The sequence below is a fragment of the Streptomyces sp. Root1304 genome, from assembly GCF_001426405.1.
Lineage (GTDB): Bacteria > Actinomycetota > Actinomycetes > Streptomycetales > Streptomycetaceae > Streptomyces.
Map to the genome: position 1 here is coordinate 152,064 of NZ_LMEP01000026.1, position 15,157 is coordinate 167,220.

A 15,157-nucleotide genomic window follows, 5' to 3' on the forward strand; every position below is an offset into this window, starting at 1 on the left:
ACCGAAATTTCAGGGAGCCTAGGATGAGGGCATGGCCGAGGGACTCAGGGAACGCAAGAAGCGCGAGACGAAGCAGCGGATCTCGGACATCGCGACCGGGCTCTTCCTGGAGCACGGCTTCGTGGCCGTGACCGTCGCGGACGTCGCCGAGGCGGCGGACGTCTCCGTCAACACCGTCTACAACTACTTCCCGGCCAAGGAGGACCTCTTCCTCGACCGGATGGACGGCGTCACCCAGCGCCTCGCCCGGATGATCCGCGGCCGCGACCGGGGCGAGTCCGCCGCACAGGCCGTCCTGCGCGAACTGCGCCAGGACATCGGGGCGGTGTCACCCGCGTACGGGCTCATGGACGGCTTCGACGCCTTCATGAACGTCATCGAGCACGCCCCCACCCTCAAGGCCCGGCTCTTCCACGTCCAGCAGCAGGTCCACGACGCCGTCGTCGCCACGCTCCGCGAGGAGACCGGCGCGCCCGCCGAGGACCCGCTGCCGCTGCTCGTCGGCGGGCAGCTCGCCTGGATCGAGAGCACCGTCGTCGCCTACATCACCCGCGAGATGACCGAGGGAGGCAGGGCGACCACCGTCTCCCGCGAGGCCCTCGTGCTCCTCGACGAGATCGAGGAGCTGCTCGGCGAGAGGGTCCTCGGCTACGCCGTACGGGAGGGCTGACGCCGGGCCACCGCCGCGAGCGCGTGGGCCGCGCGGACCGCGTCCGCCTCCGTGGTGAAACGGCCGAACGAGATCCGGACGCTGCCCCGGACGCGCTCGGGCGACAGGCCGATCGCGCCCAGCACGTGCGAGGGCTCCTGGGCCGAGCTGTTGCACGCCGACCCCGTCGAGACGGCCACGTCGGCGACCTCCAGGAGCAGCTGCTGCGCGTCCACGTCCGGGAACGACAGGTTCACGGCGTGCGGCAGGAAGCCCGGCCCCGTACGGCTGTTGAGGGCGTACGGGACGAGGTCCGCGAGTTCCGCGAGGAACAGCTCCCGCAGCGCCGCGAGCCGGAGCGCCTCCGCCTCCCGGCACGCCGCCAGCACCCCCACGGCCGTGCCGAGGCCGATGACCGCCGCCGTGTTGAGGGTGCCCGCGCGCAGCCCCCGCTCCTGCCCGCCGCCGTGCAGCTGCGGCACCAGCGGCGCCCGGTCCGAGAGCCGGTTCGACACGTACAGCACGCCGACGCCCTTCGGGCCGTAGATCTTGTGCCCGGAGAAGGTCAGCAGGTCGACCCCGAGCTCCCGTACGTCCACCGGCAGCGAACCCACCCCCTGGGTCGCGTCGCAGTGCAGCGGGACGCCCGCCGCCCGGGTGAGCGCCGCGACGGCGGCGACCGGCTGGACGGTGGCGATCTCGTTGTTGGCGAGCATCACCGAGACGAGCGCGGTCTCCGGCCGCAGCGCCGCCGCCACCCGGGCGGGATCGACCCGGCCCTCGCCGTCGACGGGCAGCACCGTCACCTCGTGCCCCGCCTCCCGCAGCGAACGACAGGTGTCGAGCACGGACTTGTGCTCCACCGCCGTCGTCACCACATGGCGGGGCGCGCCCGGCCGGACGACCCCCTTGATCGCGAGGTTGTTGCCCTCGGTCGCCCCGGAGGTGAAACAGATCTCGCTGCGCCCGGCCCCGATGAACCGGGCGACGGCCCCGCGCGCCCGCTCGACCTCGCGGAAGGCTCGGATGCCGGCGGCGTGCGGGCTGGACGGGTTGGCGTAGCACTGGGTGGCGGCGAAGCTCATCGCCTCCACGACCGCCGGGTCCGTCGGCGTGGTGGCCTGGTGGTCGAGATAGATCGTGGACATGCCGGTCCTCTCCCTCTTCCGCTGTGACGGTGGATCGGAAAGCGTCGGTCGGGACGCGCTGGTCAGAAGTCGTACGCCGTGTAGGTCAGGGCCAGCGGCTCGGCGCAGGTCGCGTCGGCGAAGACCAGCACGATCTCCTCCTCGGGCGAGCCCTGGGTGCGCAGATAGATCTCGGCGCCCTTGGTCACCTTGTCCCGGTCGGCGAGCGAGTTGATGTCGACGACGTACCGCAGGGCGCAGTCCGGGAAGGCCCGCAGCCGGGCGAAGTAGCGCGCGAAGTACTCGGCGACGATCAGCGGGCAGCGCGGGACGACGTGGTCGTCCTTCACGACCCCGGCGAGCACCTTCGCGTACTGGCGGGAGCGGAAGACGATCTCGTCCCCCTCGCGGGCGAAGAGCGGGTGCTCCCCGGGCTCGCCCAGCCGCCGCTTCATCGAGCGGGCGGCCCGGTTGCGCAGGTTCCGCTCGCGGGTGACGGAGAAGGAGATGCCGGCCTCGGCGGCCGAGGCGTTCAGCGGGGTGAGGTCGGTCTCGGCGGAGCCGGCGGCCGGCAGCGTGCAGACGTCGGTGGAACAGGACATCCCGAGGTCGTTGACGATGACGTCGTAGAGCACCTTGTTGCCCCGGTGCAGCCGCCGCGCGACCGCGCCGGTCTCCTGGGCCAGGGCGAAGGAGTTGAGCGAGAAGGCGCCGATGCCGGCGGCCGTGTCGAAGTAGCCGCCCGCGACGAGGACCGCCGAGCGGGAGGTGGTGGAGACGGTCTCCAGGAGGGACGCCACCCGGGGCGAGGGGGCCGGGCGGTGCCGGGAGGGGGACAGGCTGGTCATGTGTGCACTCCGTTCTTCCGGGACGGGGATCGATCGGACGGTGCGGGGGAGGGGGTGCTCCGGGCGGTGGGCGGGGCCGGTGACGGGCCGGGCGGTACGGGGGAGGGCTCGGGGGCCTCCGCCGCGCCGCGTCCCGTGCCGACGGCCGCGCCCACCACGCAGAGCACCGCCGCCCACTGGAACCAGGAGAGCCGCTCGCCGAGCAGGGCCAGGCCCACCAGGGCGGCGATGACCGGCTCCACCGTCGACAGGACGGCGAAGACCCGCGGCGGCAGCCTGCGCAGCGCGGCGAACTCCAGCGAGAACGGGACCACGGTGGTCAGGACGGCCACCGCGAGCGCCGCCGCCAGCACCCCCGGCGTCAGCAGGACGCCGGGGGAGGGCAGTCCGAGGGCGGGTGCGGCCGGCAGGGCGAGGACGGCGGCGACCGTGAGGCCGAGGGCCAGTCCGGAGCCGCCGGGGACGGCCCTGCCCACCCGGGCGCCGAGCAGGATGTAGCCGGTGAGCGCCGCTCCCGTGAGCAGGCTCGCGGCCAGGCCGACCGGGTCGTCCATGCCCTTGGTGCCGCCGAGGACGAGCAGTCCGGCGCCCGCGAGGGCCACCCAGACCCGGTCGAGCGCCCGCCGCGAGGTGAGCGCGGCGAGCAGCAGCGGTCCGCTGAACTCCAGCGTCACCACCACCCCGAGCGGGAGCCGTGAGGTCGCCTCGTAGAAGGAGAACTGCATCACGGCGAAGACGGCGCCGTAGGGCAGGAGGAGCCGCCAGTGGGTGCGCAGGAGGCGGGGCGCGGGCCGGGAGACCAGCAGGAGCAGGGCGGCGGCGATGACCAGCCGCAGCAGCGTCGCGCCGGTCGGTCCGGTCTGCTCGAAGAGGCGCTTGGCGAAGGCGGAGCCGAACTGGAGGCTGATCATGCCGGTCAGCAGGAGCAGCGGAGCGGGAGCGGTCCCCAGGGTGTACGGGCGCACGGCGGCACCTCCTCTCGGGCGGCGGGCACCGGACAAGTGCGCTCGACCATATACCCCCCGAGGGTATGTGGCGACCGTGCGGGTGCCCGAACGGGGTGCCGCGGGTGTGACGTCCGTCAAAGAAGGCGTGACGCGCGTTACTTCACGGTCACATGGCGCCCGGGGACCGCTAATCTCCGCCGGAGAGCCAGAAGTGAACAGGCGTTAAGGGGTGGAACATCGTGGCCAGGAAGCTCGCCGTCATCGGGGCCGGACTCATGGGGTCCGGCATCGCGCAGGTCTCGGCACAGGCGGGCTGGGACGTCGTCCTGCGTGACGTCACCGACGCCGCCCTCACCCGCGGTACGGACGGCATCAAGGCCTCGTACGACCGGTTCGTCGGCAAGGGCAAGCTGGACGCCGCCGACGCCGAGGCCGCCCTCGGCCGCATCACCGCGACCACCGAGCTCGAAGCCGTCGCCGACGCGGACGTGATCGTCGAGGCCGTCTTCGAGAACCTCGACGTCAAGCACGAGATCTTCCGCTCGCTCGACAAGATCGCCAAGGACGGCGCCGTCCTCGCCTCCAACACCTCCGCGATCCCGATCACCAAGATCGCCGCGGTCACCGAGCGCCCCGAGGCCGTCGTCGGCGTCCACTTCTTCTCGCCGGTGCCGATGATGCAGCTCGTCGAGCTGGTCCGCGGCTACAAGACCAGCGACGAGACCCTCGCCACCGCCCGCGCGTTCGCCGAGTCCGTCGGCAAGACCTGCATCGTCGTCAACCGCGACGTCGCCGGCTTCGTCACCACCCGGCTCATCTCCGCCCTCGTCGTCGAGGCCGCCAAGCTCCACGAGTCGGGCGTCGCCACCGCCGAGGACATCGACATCGCCTGCAAGCTCGGCTTCGGCCACGCCATGGGCCCGCTCGCCACCGCCGACCTCACCGGCATCGACATCCTGGTGAACGCCGCCAACAACATCTACACCGAGTCCCAGGACGAGAAGTTCGCACCGCCGGAGCTGATGCGCCGGATGGTGGACGCGGGTGACATCGGCCGCAAGAGCGGGCAGGGCTTCTACAAGTACTGAGCCGTACCCGCCACCCCGCCTCACCCCGTGGGGTGAATTTCGGTACCGGTTCGCTGACAAGGCGCAACGCTTCTGCTGTCGAGGCAGTCAGTCGTTGTGAAGACGGAGCACTCTCGGGGAGCGCATATGCACATCAGGGGCGACCACGTCGAGCTGGTCGTCGGGGGCCGCCTCGACGTCCGCAGCGCGGCGGACGCCCGTACGGTCCTGCACTCGGCCGTCGACGACGGAGTCGGCGACCTGGTGCTCGACCTGACCGGACTGGACTCCTGGGACGCCACCGGACTCGGCGTCATCATGGGCGCCCACCGGCGGGCGGGCCGCTGCGGCCGCCGCCTCGTCCTGCGCGGAGTGCCGCCCCAGATGCAGCGCCTGCTCGTCGCCACCAAGCTCCACCGCATCCTCGCCATCGAGGGCGGCCTCGCACTGGAGTCCCTGCCCCGCGTGTGAGGCCCGCACCCGTGTGAAGCAGCTGTGCGAAACAGGCGTCACGCTCAATCCTCACAAGACCGTGACGTCTTGGTCTCGGGAGCACCCCGGCTGTTCCCGGGCGTCTGACCACGGTCTAGGGTTCGGTCGCCTGCACATTGACGGAACCACCCGGCGGGCACCGGACACCGCTTCTTGGGGGCTTGGACCATGGACCCGATCAACCCTGGGTCGGAGGAGTACGGTCACGACGCCGAGGGGGAGGCCCGCCAGGACCGCGGCGTGCCAGGACCCGCGCCCGCCGCCGCACCCGCACCCGCGCGGGCCCGCGTCGTCCGGCTCGTCTCCGGCGACCTGCTCGTCACCGTCAACCCCGTCGACGGCAGCGAGATCGAGGCCTGCCCGCCCGGCCGCGAACCGGCCGCCCCCCGCCCCCGTACCCCCGAGGAACGCGCCGAGGCCGCCCGCGCCGCGGCCCCGCCCGTCCCGCCCGGCCCCGCCGCGCCCCCGCTGCCCCTGCTCGAACGCCAGGAGCAGCGCGACCGGCTCGCCGGCATCCTCGGCCGCGGCCGCTCCGCCCGGCTGACCGGCCCTGCGGGCTCCGGCCGCACCGCCCTCCTCGACGCCGTCGCCGCCGACTGCGCGGGCCTCGCGCCCGACGGGGTCATCCGGCTCTCCGGACACCACCGCACCGCCCTCGAACTCCTCCGCGAGCTGTTCACCGCCGTCCGGTACGCCCCGGACCACCGGCCCGACCGCGCCGACCTCCTCGACCTGCTCGGCGACATCGGCGCCGTCGTCGTCGTCGACGACCTGGAGTTCGGCGGCGCCGCCCTCGACGAACTCCTCGCCGCCGCCCCCGAATGCGCCTTCCTCCTCGCCGCGGGACCCGACACCCCGGCCCCCTCCGCCGACGCGCACATCGAGGAGATCCAGCTCGCCGGCCTCGGCCGCGGCGCCGCCCTCAAGCTCCTGGAGAGCGCCGTCGGCCGCACCCTCACCGACGAGGAGGCCAACTGGGCGGGCGACCTGTGGTTCGAGTCCGAGGGACTGCCGCTGCGCTTCGTCCAGGCCGGGGCGCTGCTCCGCCAGCGCGACCGGCTGCGCGTCACCCCGGCCGAGTTCGACGCCTTCGGCGCCCTCGAAGAGGCCTTCGGGCCCACCGACCCCGAGGCGGCCGCCGCCGTCGCCGCCGCGGCCTTCGACGGACTCGACGACCCCGACGTCGAACTGCGCGAGATACCCCTGCCGAGCCTCGGCGAGGGCGCCGCCCCCGCCGCCCTGCTCGCCTCCCGCCTCAGCCGCTCCGCCCAGACCGCCCTCCGCTTCGCCGTCGCCCTCGGCGGCGAGGTGCCGCACCAGGCCCACCTGCCGGCGCTCGTCGGCGACACCCACGCCGACGCCGCCCTCGGCGAACTCATGGCCTGCGGCCTGCTCTCCCCGGTCGGCCCCCGCTACCGGCTCGCCGACGGGGTCCTCACCCAGCTCCTCGCCCAGGGGTACGAGCCCGAGGCCGCCGCCCGCGCCCACACCGCGGCCCAGCACTACGCCTGGTGGGCCGCCCACCCCTCCGTCACCCCGGAGCGGGCCGCCGCCGAGTCCGACGCCCTCCTCGCCGCCCTGTCCGTCCTCGTCGCGGGCCCCGGCACGGGCGTGCCGGCGGCCGAGACGGACGCCGAGGTCACCGCCGAGCACCGCGCCACCGCCGTCCTCCTCGCCCGCGCCGCCGCCCCCGCCTTCGCCGCCGGACTCCACTGGGGCGCCTGGGAGCGGGCCCTGCGCGCGGGCCAGGAGGCCGCCCGGCTCACCGGCGAGGTCGCCGAGGAGGCGTACTTCCACCACGAGCTGGGTGTCCTCGCGCTCTGCGCGGGCAACCTGGAGCGGGCCCGCGCCGAACTGGAGGCCTCCATCGGGATGCGCGGGGTGCTCGCCGACAAGCGCGGCACCGTCGCCGGCCGCCGGGCGCTCGCCCTCGTCGCCGACCTCTCCGGCGAGCACACGGGCCCGGTCCGCGCCGAGGAGCCCTTCTCCCCGCCGCGCGGCACCCCCGCCCTGCGCGGCCCGGCCGCCGGCCCCGGCCCCGCCGCCGTCACGGCCCCGCTGCCCGGCGGGCCCGTACGACCGGCCCCGCTCCCCGCGGGCACCGGACGGACGCCGGCACCCACCCCGGTCCCGGCCTTCCCCGACTTCGCCGACGAGGGCCCCACCTTCCTCACCCGCTCCGACTCCGGCCGCAAGGACGAGGGAACGGGCAGGGGAGCGGCCAAGGGCGGCATCCTCAAGGGCGGCCTGCTCGGCGCCCGCCGCAACCTGGCCGCCGTCGGCGCGGGCGCGCTCCTCGTCGCCGTCCTCGGCACCGTCGTGACGCTCGGCGCCACCTCCGGCAACGGCGACGATCCGGCCACCAACCACGTCACCACCGACAGCTCGGCCACCGAGGGCGCCCCCGACGACGGCGAGGGCACCGACGAGGTGCCGGCCGAGGGCGAGGAGGGCGACCCGGGCGAGACGGGGAAGCCCACCGGTTCGGACTCCCCGAGCCCGTCCGCCTCCGGCAGCGCCTCCCCGACGGACCCGACGGGTTCCGGCAGCCCGTCCTCCGGCACCCCGTCGACCTCGGACAGCCCGACGAACACGACGGCGCCCGCGACGACCACGGCGCCGCCGACGAGCCCGAACACGACGACCCGGCCGCCGCGCCCGACGTCCAGTTCACCGAAGCCGACGACCAGCTCGCCGAAGCCGACGACCTCGTCACCGACGACCTCGCCGGAGCCGAGCACCACCCCGCCGACGACCACGACCGCCCCTCCGGCGACGGAGGAGAACAGCCCCAGCAACTCCGCCTCCTCGTCCCTCGGCGGCCCGCCCGCCGACTCGGAGACGCCCGCCTGACGGAGGTACGGGGGCCTACCGCCGTACGGAGAACGGGGACGGCCCCGGGCGCGTCCACCGCACCCGGGGCCGTCCCCGTACCTCCGCCGCCGCCGTCAGAACAGCCGCAGCTTGTCGTCCTCGATGCCGCGCATCGCGTCGTAGTCCAGGACCAGGCAGTCGATGCCGCGGTCCGTGGCCAGCACCCGCGCCTGCGGCTTGATCTCCTGCGCCGCGAAGACGCCCTTCACCGGCGCGAGGTGCGGATCGCGGTTGAGCAGCTCCAGGTAGCGGGTCAGCTGCTCGACGCCGTCGATGTCGCCGCGCCGCTTCAGCTCGACCGCGACCGTCCCGCCGTCCGCGTCCCGGCAGAGGATGTCGACCGGGCCGATCGCCGTCATGTACTCGCGGCGGATCAGGGTGTACCCCTCGCCCAGGGTGTCGATGCGGTCCGCCAGCAGCTCCTGGAGGTGCGCCTCGACGCCGTCCTTGATGAGGCCCGGGTCCACACCCAGCTCGTGCGAGGAGTCGTGGAGGATCTCCTCCATCGTGATGATCAGTTTCTCGCCCGCTTTGTTGATCACGGTCCAGACGCCGGCCTCACCGTCGACACCTTCCTTGAGGGTGCACGGCGGCGACATCCAGTTGAGCGGTTTGTACGCCCGGTCGTCCGCGTGGATGGAGACGCTGCCGTCTGCCTTGATCAGGATCAGACGGGGCGCGGAGGGCAGGTGGGCCGTGAGCCGGCCCGCGTAGTCCACGGAGCAACGGGCAATGACGAGACGCATGGTCCGCAACGCTACAAGACGGGCGCTCTTCCGCGCGATTCGGGCACCGGCCCGAGGCCGCCCTGCAGTGGTCCTGAGCCGAACACCCGTCGGTTATCAGCCGGTTGTGTTCCCAATCTCCTGGTGCGGGCAGGACTGCGCGCTTACCGTGGAAGCTGGAGGTCGTCGTCCGTGCACGCTGCGTGGCGTACGGCCGGCCTTCGTCCCTGCCCGCAAGGCCCCGTCCGCGGGGTCGCGAGAGGAGAACCCATGTCGCTCGACGTCTCACCGGCGCTGTTGGAACAGGCCGAGCGAGGCGAGGTCGACGAAGCCGACTTCGTCGACTGCGTCCGGACCTCCCTGCCCTACGCATGGGAGATGATCAGTTCTCTGGTGGCCCAGCTGAAGGTCGACGGCGGAGAGTTCGCCGACAACCAGACGCCGCCGCCGAATGAGCAGGCACGTGGTCAGCTGCTGCGCGCGCTCGCGAGCGATGCCATTCGTGGTGCGCTGCAGCGGCACTTCGGGGTGCGTCTCGCATTCCAGAACTGTCACCGGGTGGCGGTGTTCCCGCTGGACCCGTCGGTGGACGAGCGGCTCGCCCGCTTCACGTCCGTACGGGGGCAGCTGCTGAACCAGTCGCCGGAACTGCGCGACTGCTGAGACATGGTGCTGCCGCTCCGTATCGCGGGAGGACGCGATCGATGCGAGCCGACGCGCATCGGCGCCGACAGGTGCGGAGCGGCAGCACAGTCCCGGCCGGGAGCGAGCCGGGACCGGCCGCGGAAGCGGCCCCGGCGCGAGTACCTCCTACGGCCCCGGCCGATGCGCCCTCACACCAGCAGCGGCAGGACCTCCGCGCCCAGCCGCCGGACGTTCTCCTCGGTCGCCGCGAGGTCGCCCGAGCCCTCCGCGAGCAGCGCGAACCGCGTGATGCCCGTCCGCTCCGCCGTCGCCGCGAGCCGGTCCGCCGCCCGCCGGGGCGTGCCCACCGGATGCAGACCGCACAGCAGCTCCGTGTACGCCACGGGGTCCCGCATCGACCGGTGCCGGCCGTCGACCGTCACATGCGCGTCCAGGCCCTGCTTCAGCCAGCCCGGCATCGCCTTCACCAGCGCCTCGGCCGCGTCCGCGCCCCGGTCGGCGAGCTGCGCCACCCCCGCCGAGACGTGCTGGGCGCCGATCCGGGCGATCTCGTCCGGGTCCCGTCCGGCCTCCCGCGCGCAGCGCGCCCAGGCCCCGACCATCTCGGCCTTCTCCTCGTCGCCGCAGTGCATGCCGAGCAGCATCGGCAGCCCGCGCTCCGCGGCGAGCCGCACGCTCTTCGGCGAGGTGCAGGCCACCACGACCTCGGGTGCCGGATCGCCGCCGATCAGCTCGTCGGGGCGGGGCACGACCGGGACCTCACGGAAGGCGAATCGTTCTCCCTCGGCGCCCACGCGCGGCTCGGTGAGCCAGCGCAGCAGCAGGTCGAGTGCCTCGGGGAACCCCTTCTCGTACGCGCCGAGGCCCGCGCCGAACACCTCCAGGTCCACCCACGGCCCGCCCCGGCCCACCCCGAGGGTGAACCGGCCGCCCGAGGTGAGGTGCAGCAGCGCCGCCTGCTCGCCGAGGGCGACCGGGTGGACGGACGGCAGCACGCTCACCGCCGTGCCCACCCGCAGCCGCCGGGTGCGGCCGAGGATCAGCGCGGCCAGGGTGACGGCCGACGGACAGACCCCGTACGGAACGAAGTGGTGCTCGGCCAGCCAGACCGAGTCGAGGCCCGCCTCCTCGGCGACCTCGGCGGTCCGCACCGCCCGGTGCAGGGCCTCCCCCTGCCCCTGGCCCGGGAACTGGGCGGCCAGAACGAACGTACCCACGCGCATCGCTTCTGCCTCCTTGCGGCCGACGCGTATCTCCCCCCGCACTGGCAACAACGTCTGACACGTGCCAAAGGCAACGGCCGTTCATGAAGTTCTTGCGATTTTCGGCTAAGCCGTCCCGGGCGGGGCCCGGGGCACCGCGTCGCGGCCCGTAGGCTTGAACGAACGGTCCGTGTTCCCAGACCCCCGTGAGGTGTGCCCGTGTCCCCGCGCCACAACCGTTCCCGAGGCGGCGAGAAGCCCGAACAGCAGGGTGACGACGGCGACCGGTACGGCGGCGCCCAGCGCAGCGAGACCTGGCAGGGCGAGGAGTGGTACGTCCGCCTCGTCGCCGGGGCGAGCGCGCCCGGCAAGCGCTACCGCTGCCCCGGTTGCGACCAGGAGATCCCCGGCGGCGCCCCGCACGTGGTCGCCTGGCCGGAGTACGGCGGCGTCGACGACCGGCGCCACTGGCACAAGGCCTGCTGGAACGCGAAGGACCGCCGCACCAGCAGGGTGCAGCGGTCCCGCAACGCGCCGAGGTACTGAGCCGCGGGGCCCGGGGGCACCGCGGCCGTACGACCCGGGTCCTACACGTCCCGGCTGTTCATCAGGGCGTACGCGCCGGCCAGCGCGGCCGCCGCGACGCCCGTCATGATCAGCAGCGGCTCCCAGCCCGCCGGGCCGCTGTCCCCGAACGGGGGAGTGTCGCTGTACAGCGCGATCATCTGCGAGGGGATCGCGTAGGTGAAGAGGAACTCCTGCACCGACCGCAGCGTCTCGTTGAACATGAACAGCGCCGCCACCAGCGGCAGCAGCAGCAGGCCGATCATCACCGTGATCGCGCCGGCCGAGTGCCGGATGACCGTGCCGAGCGCCAGCGAGAGCAGCCCCAGCACCGCCAGGTAGCCGCCCGCGCCGACCGTCGCCCGCAGCCACTCGGAACCCGTCGGCTCGGCCGCCCCGTCCACGAGGGCGACCTGCGTGACCGCCACCAGGGTGGCGACCGCGGTGGTGACCGTGAAGACCAGCAGGAAGAAGACGATCGCCTTCGCCGTGAGCACCCGCGCCCGGCTCGGGCAGGCCGTCAGGGTCGTACGGATCATGCCGGTGCCGTACTCGGAGGCGATCGTCAGCACCCCGAGGGTGATCACACAGATCGAGGCCGGCAGCATCCCGAAGAAGCCGAAGGTGAGCGCCGACTCGTCGCCCATCGACTCCCCGGAGTTCGCCGCGATGGCCGCGACACCCATGCCGATGGCCAGCATCAGCAGGACCATGACCCCGAGCGTCCACAGCGTCGAGCGCACCGAGCGGATCTTCGTCCACTCGGAGGCGAGGGCGTCACCGAGGTGTGCCCTGCGGACCGGGATGGGGGAGACGTAGGTGTACGGCGCCGGGGCGTGGTGCGGTGCGGGGGCGGTCATCGGGCGTCCTTGGGGGTGTCGCTCGGCTGAGAGGGGCTCGGCTGCGGGGCGCCCGGCGGCACGGCGGCCGGAGGCGCGTACGGGGCGGGCGCCTGGCCGGGCGCACCCGCGTACGGGTTCTGTCCGGGCGGCGGCGGGGCGTACCAGCCCTGCTGCGGCACGTCCTGCACCACCGGCTGCTGCTGCGGCGGCATCCCGTACCCCGGGTGGCCGGGCTGCAGCGGCGGCTGGAGGTGCGCGAGCCGGTCGTCGGTCGAGCGGTAGTCCACCGCGCCCTGGGTCATGCGCATGTACGCCTCTTCCAGCGAGGCCTGGTGCGGGGACAGCTCCCAGAGCCGTACGTCCGCGCCGTGCGCCAGGTCGCTGATCCTGGGCAGCGGCAGCCCCGTCACCCGGAGCGCGCCGTCCGGCTCGGAGAGGACCTGGCCGCCGGCCTCCATGAGCGCCGCCGTCAGCTTCTCCCGCTGCGCGGGCTCGGCCTCGGGGGTCCGCACCCGGGCGAAGTCCGCGGAGTTCGCCGAGATGAAGTCGGTGACGCTCATGTCGGCGAGGAGCTGGCCGCGGCCGATCACGATCAGGTGGTCGGCGGTGAGCGCCATCTCGCTCATGAGGTGGCTGGAGACGAAGACGGTGCGGCCCTCGGCGGCCAGCTTCTTCATCAGGTTGCGGACCCAGAGGATGCCCTCGGGGTCCAGACCGTTGACCGGCTCGTCGAAGAGCAGCACCTGCGGGTCGCCCAGGAGCGCCGCCGCGATGCCCAGCCGCTGGCCCATGCCGAGCGAGAAGCCCTTGGAACGCCGCCTGGCCACGTCCTGGAGGCCGACCACACCGAGGACCTCGTCGACGCGCTGCGCCGGGATGCCGGCGAGCTGCGCGAGCGACAGCAGATGGCTGCGCGCGCTCCGCCCGCCGTGCACGGCCTTGGCGTCGAGGAGCGCGCCGACCTGCCGGGGCGCGTTCGGCAGCTGCCGGAAGGGGTGGCCGCCGATCGTCACATGCCCCGCGGTGGGCCGGTCGAGCCCCAGGATCATCCGCATGGTGGTCGACTTGCCGGACCCGTTGGGCCCCAGGAACCCGGTGACGACACCGGGCCTCACCTGGAAGGAAAGGTTGTACACGGCCGTCTTGGCGCCGTAGCGCTTCGTCAGGCCGACTGCCTCGATCATTCTCCAGCCCCATCGACAGGTCGGTCGCATCCATGTCGGGGCGTGGCGGCCGAAGGCCGAAGCCCCCCGTATGAGCTAGGAGCTTATCCAGCCGTTGACGGTTCCGGCGAAGCGGAGACGACCTCCGGGCGGTCTACGGGGGGAACATCAGGGTTGTCCCCCAGGGGATCCGGGAAGAACCGGCCGGGTCACGCGTCCCGCTTCTTCAGCACCAGATAGCCGCCCAGCAGGGACGCCACCACCCACAGCACCATGATGCCGAGGCCGGCCCACGGGCCGTACGGGGCCTTCTCCGAGTTCATGGCCTCCGGGACGACCTGCATGATCTTCGATCCGGCCTGGTCGGGGAAGTAGCGGGCCACCTCCTTCGCCTTCGGCACGGCCGCCAGGATCTGCGAGACCAGGAAGAAGAACGGCATCAGGATGCCGAGCGAGAGCATCGAGGAGCGGAGCATCGCCGCCACGCCCATGGAGAACAGCGCGATCAGGCCCATGTAGAGCCCGCCGCCGATCACCGCCCGCAGCACGTTGTCGTCGCCGATCGAGGCCCGGTGCTCGCCGAGCAGCGCCTGTCCCAGGAAGAAGGAGAGGAAGCTCGTCGCGAGCCCCGTGGCGAACGCCAGCCCGCCCGCCACCGCGACCTTCGAGAAGAGGAAGGTCGCGCGCTGCGGCACGGCGGCCAGGGAGGTGCGGATCATGCCCGAGGAGTACTCGGTCCCCACCACCAGGACGCCGAAGACGACCATCGCCAGCTGCCCCAGGGTCATCCCGAAGAAGCTGACCAGGGTCGGGTCGAAGGTGGCCTGCTCGACCTCGCTGAGGTCCTTGAAGGTGGAGTTGAACACGGCGGACAGTGTCGCGCCGATCGCCACCGTGACGAGGAGGGCGCTCGCCAGCGTCCAGACGGTCGACGACACCGTCCGGATCTTGGTCCACTCGGACCGCAGAACCGCGGATACCGCTGCCATCGTTCAGGCCCCCTGGGAGGTCGTGCCCCACTGGGGGCCGGGCGCCGGTGCGCCGCCGTGTACATCGGTGCCGTGCGCGTGGTACTCCACCGCACCCGCCGTCATCTGCATGAAGGCCTCTTCGAGCGAGGCGCGCTGGGAGCTCAGCTCGTGCAGTACGAGCCCGCTCCCGGCGGCCAGTTCGCCCAGCTTCTCGGTGGTCGCCCCGTCCACTTCGAGGGTGCCGTTGCCCGCCTCGACCGCGACGAAGCCGTTGGCCTGCAGCACGTCCCTGAGCCGTTCCTGCTGCGGGGACCGCAGCCGTACGAAACTCCGGGAATTCTGCTGGATGAAATCCGCCATCGAGGTGTCGGCCAGCAGCTTTCCCTGACCGATCACGATCAGATGATCGGCTGTCAGGGCCATTTCACTCATCAGATGACTGGAAACGAAGATCGTCCGGCCCTCCGCCGCCAGCGCCTTCATCAGATTGCGGATCCAGTGAATTCCCTCGGGGTCCAGACCATTGACGGGTTCGTCGAACATCAGGATCTCGGGATCACCGAGCAGCGCGGACGCGATGCCGAGCCGCTGCCCCATGCCGAGGGAGAAACCCTTCGACTTCTTCCGCGCGACCGGCGTCAGACCCACCAGGTCCAGCACCTCGCTCACCCGGCTCTCCGGGATGCGGTTCGACTGAGCCAGACACAGCAGGTTGTTGTACGCCGAACGGCCGCCGTTCATCGCCTTGGCGTCGAGCAGCGCCCCGATGTACTTCAGCGGCTCCGCGAGCTCCCGGTAGTGCTTCCCGTCGATCCGGACCCTCCCGCTCGTCGGGTTGTCCAGGTCCAGCATCATCCGCATCGTCGTCGACTTGCCCGCCCCGTTCGGCCCGAGGAAGCCGGTGACCACACCAGGACGCACCCGGAAGGAGAGATGGTCGACCGCGGTCTTCGCCCCGTAGCGCTTGGTCAGGCCCTCAAGCTCGATCATGCGTACCAACCTACGGGCGCGCAAAACCCCCCGCCACCGGAATGACGAGGG

At 72.8% G+C, this 15,157-nt stretch carries 15 protein-coding genes; 6 read left to right on the forward strand and 9 right to left on the reverse strand.

All coding sequences use genetic code 11. The annotated features are described in order from the left end of the window. Nucleotides 1–31: 31 nt before the first annotated feature. On the forward strand, nt 32–670 hold the full coding sequence (locus tag ASD33_RS29960) for a TetR/AcrR family transcriptional regulator (RefSeq protein WP_056567542.1): 639 nt from the start codon (nt 32–34) through the stop codon (nt 668–670). Here ASD33_RS29960 and ASD33_RS29965 read toward each other — a convergent pair. The 3 genes from ASD33_RS29965 to ASD33_RS29975 all read right to left on the reverse strand — a co-directional run bounded on the left by ASD33_RS29965 (nt 649) and on the right by ASD33_RS29975 (nt 3,589). Next, nucleotides 649–1,797, reverse strand: a complete 1,149-nt coding sequence (locus tag ASD33_RS29965) for a cysteine desulfurase family protein (RefSeq protein ID WP_056567546.1) — start codon at nt 1,795–1,797, stop codon at nt 649–651. The genes ASD33_RS29960 and ASD33_RS29965 overlap by 22 nt on opposite strands. Nucleotides 1,798–1,859: 62 nt before the next feature. After that, nucleotides 1,860–2,624, reverse strand: coding sequence for a hypothetical protein (locus ASD33_RS29970; RefSeq protein WP_056567549.1), 765 nt, complete (start codon nt 2,622–2,624; stop codon nt 1,860–1,862). Beyond that, nucleotides 2,621–3,589 (reverse strand): EamA family transporter, encoded by a 969-nt coding sequence (locus ASD33_RS29975; RefSeq protein WP_063991937.1) that lies wholly within the window; start codon nt 3,587–3,589, stop codon nt 2,621–2,623. Before ASD33_RS29975 ends, ASD33_RS29970 begins: the two co-directional genes overlap by 4 nt. 221 nt (nt 3,590–3,810) lie before the next feature. Here ASD33_RS29975 and ASD33_RS29980 point away from each other — a divergent pair, with 221 nt between their 5' ends. The 3 genes from ASD33_RS29980 to ASD33_RS29990 all read left to right on the forward strand — a co-directional run bounded on the left by ASD33_RS29980 (nt 3,811) and on the right by ASD33_RS29990 (nt 7,983). Beyond that, on the forward strand, nt 3,811–4,659 hold the full coding sequence (locus tag ASD33_RS29980; RefSeq protein ID WP_056567552.1) for a 3-hydroxyacyl-CoA dehydrogenase family protein: 849 nt from the start codon (nt 3,811–3,813) through the stop codon (nt 4,657–4,659). A 126-nt stretch (nt 4,660–4,785) separates the two neighbouring features. Beyond that, nucleotides 4,786–5,109 (forward strand): STAS domain-containing protein, encoded by a 324-nt coding sequence (locus tag ASD33_RS29985; protein WP_015036221.1) that lies wholly within the window; start codon nt 4,786–4,788, stop codon nt 5,107–5,109. Between the two features lie 189 nt (nt 5,110–5,298). Continuing rightward, nucleotides 5,299–7,983 carry an ATP-binding protein gene (locus ASD33_RS29990; protein ID WP_056567555.1) on the forward strand — a complete coding sequence of 895 codons (2,685 nt, stop codon included), beginning with the start codon at nt 5,299–5,301 and terminating at the stop codon, nt 7,981–7,983. A 95-nt stretch (nt 7,984–8,078) separates the two neighbouring features. Here ASD33_RS29990 and nucS read toward each other — a convergent pair whose 3' ends face one another. Further along, complete coding sequence (nucS, locus tag ASD33_RS29995; RefSeq protein WP_056567558.1) at nt 8,079–8,750, reverse strand: endonuclease NucS; 672 nt, start codon at nt 8,748–8,750, stop codon at nt 8,079–8,081. Between the two features lie 249 nt (nt 8,751–8,999). On the opposite strand from nucS, the gene ASD33_RS30000 reads away from it, so the two are divergent. Beyond that, nucleotides 9,000–9,392: an SCO5389 family protein gene (locus ASD33_RS30000; protein ID WP_015036224.1), complete on the forward strand. Its 393-nt coding sequence runs from the start codon at nt 9,000–9,002 to the stop codon at nt 9,390–9,392. Nucleotides 9,393–9,562: 170 nt separating this feature from the next. Here ASD33_RS30000 and ASD33_RS30005 read toward each other — a convergent pair whose 3' ends face one another. Then, nucleotides 9,563–10,597 (reverse strand): LLM class flavin-dependent oxidoreductase, encoded by a 1,035-nt coding sequence (locus tag ASD33_RS30005; protein WP_056567561.1) that lies wholly within the window; start codon nt 10,595–10,597, stop codon nt 9,563–9,565. 198 nt (nt 10,598–10,795) lie between these two features. Between ASD33_RS30005 and ASD33_RS30010 the strand changes: the two genes are divergently transcribed. After that, nucleotides 10,796–11,122, forward strand: coding sequence for a hypothetical protein (locus tag ASD33_RS30010; RefSeq protein ID WP_056568125.1), 327 nt, complete (start codon nt 10,796–10,798; stop codon nt 11,120–11,122). Between the two features lie 41 nt (nt 11,123–11,163). Here ASD33_RS30010 and ASD33_RS30015 read toward each other — a convergent pair whose 3' ends face one another. The 4 genes from ASD33_RS30015 to ASD33_RS30030 form a co-directional block, all read right to left on the reverse strand. Further along, nucleotides 11,164–12,000: an ABC transporter permease subunit gene (locus tag ASD33_RS30015; RefSeq protein WP_056567564.1), complete on the reverse strand. Its 837-nt coding sequence runs from the start codon at nt 11,998–12,000 to the stop codon at nt 11,164–11,166. Then, nucleotides 11,997–13,166, reverse strand: coding sequence for an ABC transporter ATP-binding protein (locus ASD33_RS30020; RefSeq protein ID WP_056567567.1), 1,170 nt, complete (start codon nt 13,164–13,166; stop codon nt 11,997–11,999). Before ASD33_RS30020 ends, ASD33_RS30015 begins: the two co-directional genes overlap by 4 nt. Before the next feature lie 188 nt (nt 13,167–13,354). Continuing rightward, nucleotides 13,355–14,134: an ABC transporter permease gene (locus ASD33_RS30025; protein WP_056567569.1), complete on the reverse strand. Its 780-nt coding sequence runs from the start codon at nt 14,132–14,134 to the stop codon at nt 13,355–13,357. A 3-nt stretch (nt 14,135–14,137) separates the two neighbouring features. Further along, the gene (locus ASD33_RS30030; protein ID WP_056567572.1) at nt 14,138–15,106 is read right to left on the reverse strand and encodes an ATP-binding cassette domain-containing protein; all 969 of its coding nucleotides are present in this window, start codon (nt 15,104–15,106) and stop codon (nt 14,138–14,140) included. Nucleotides 15,107–15,157: the final 51 nt, after the last annotated feature.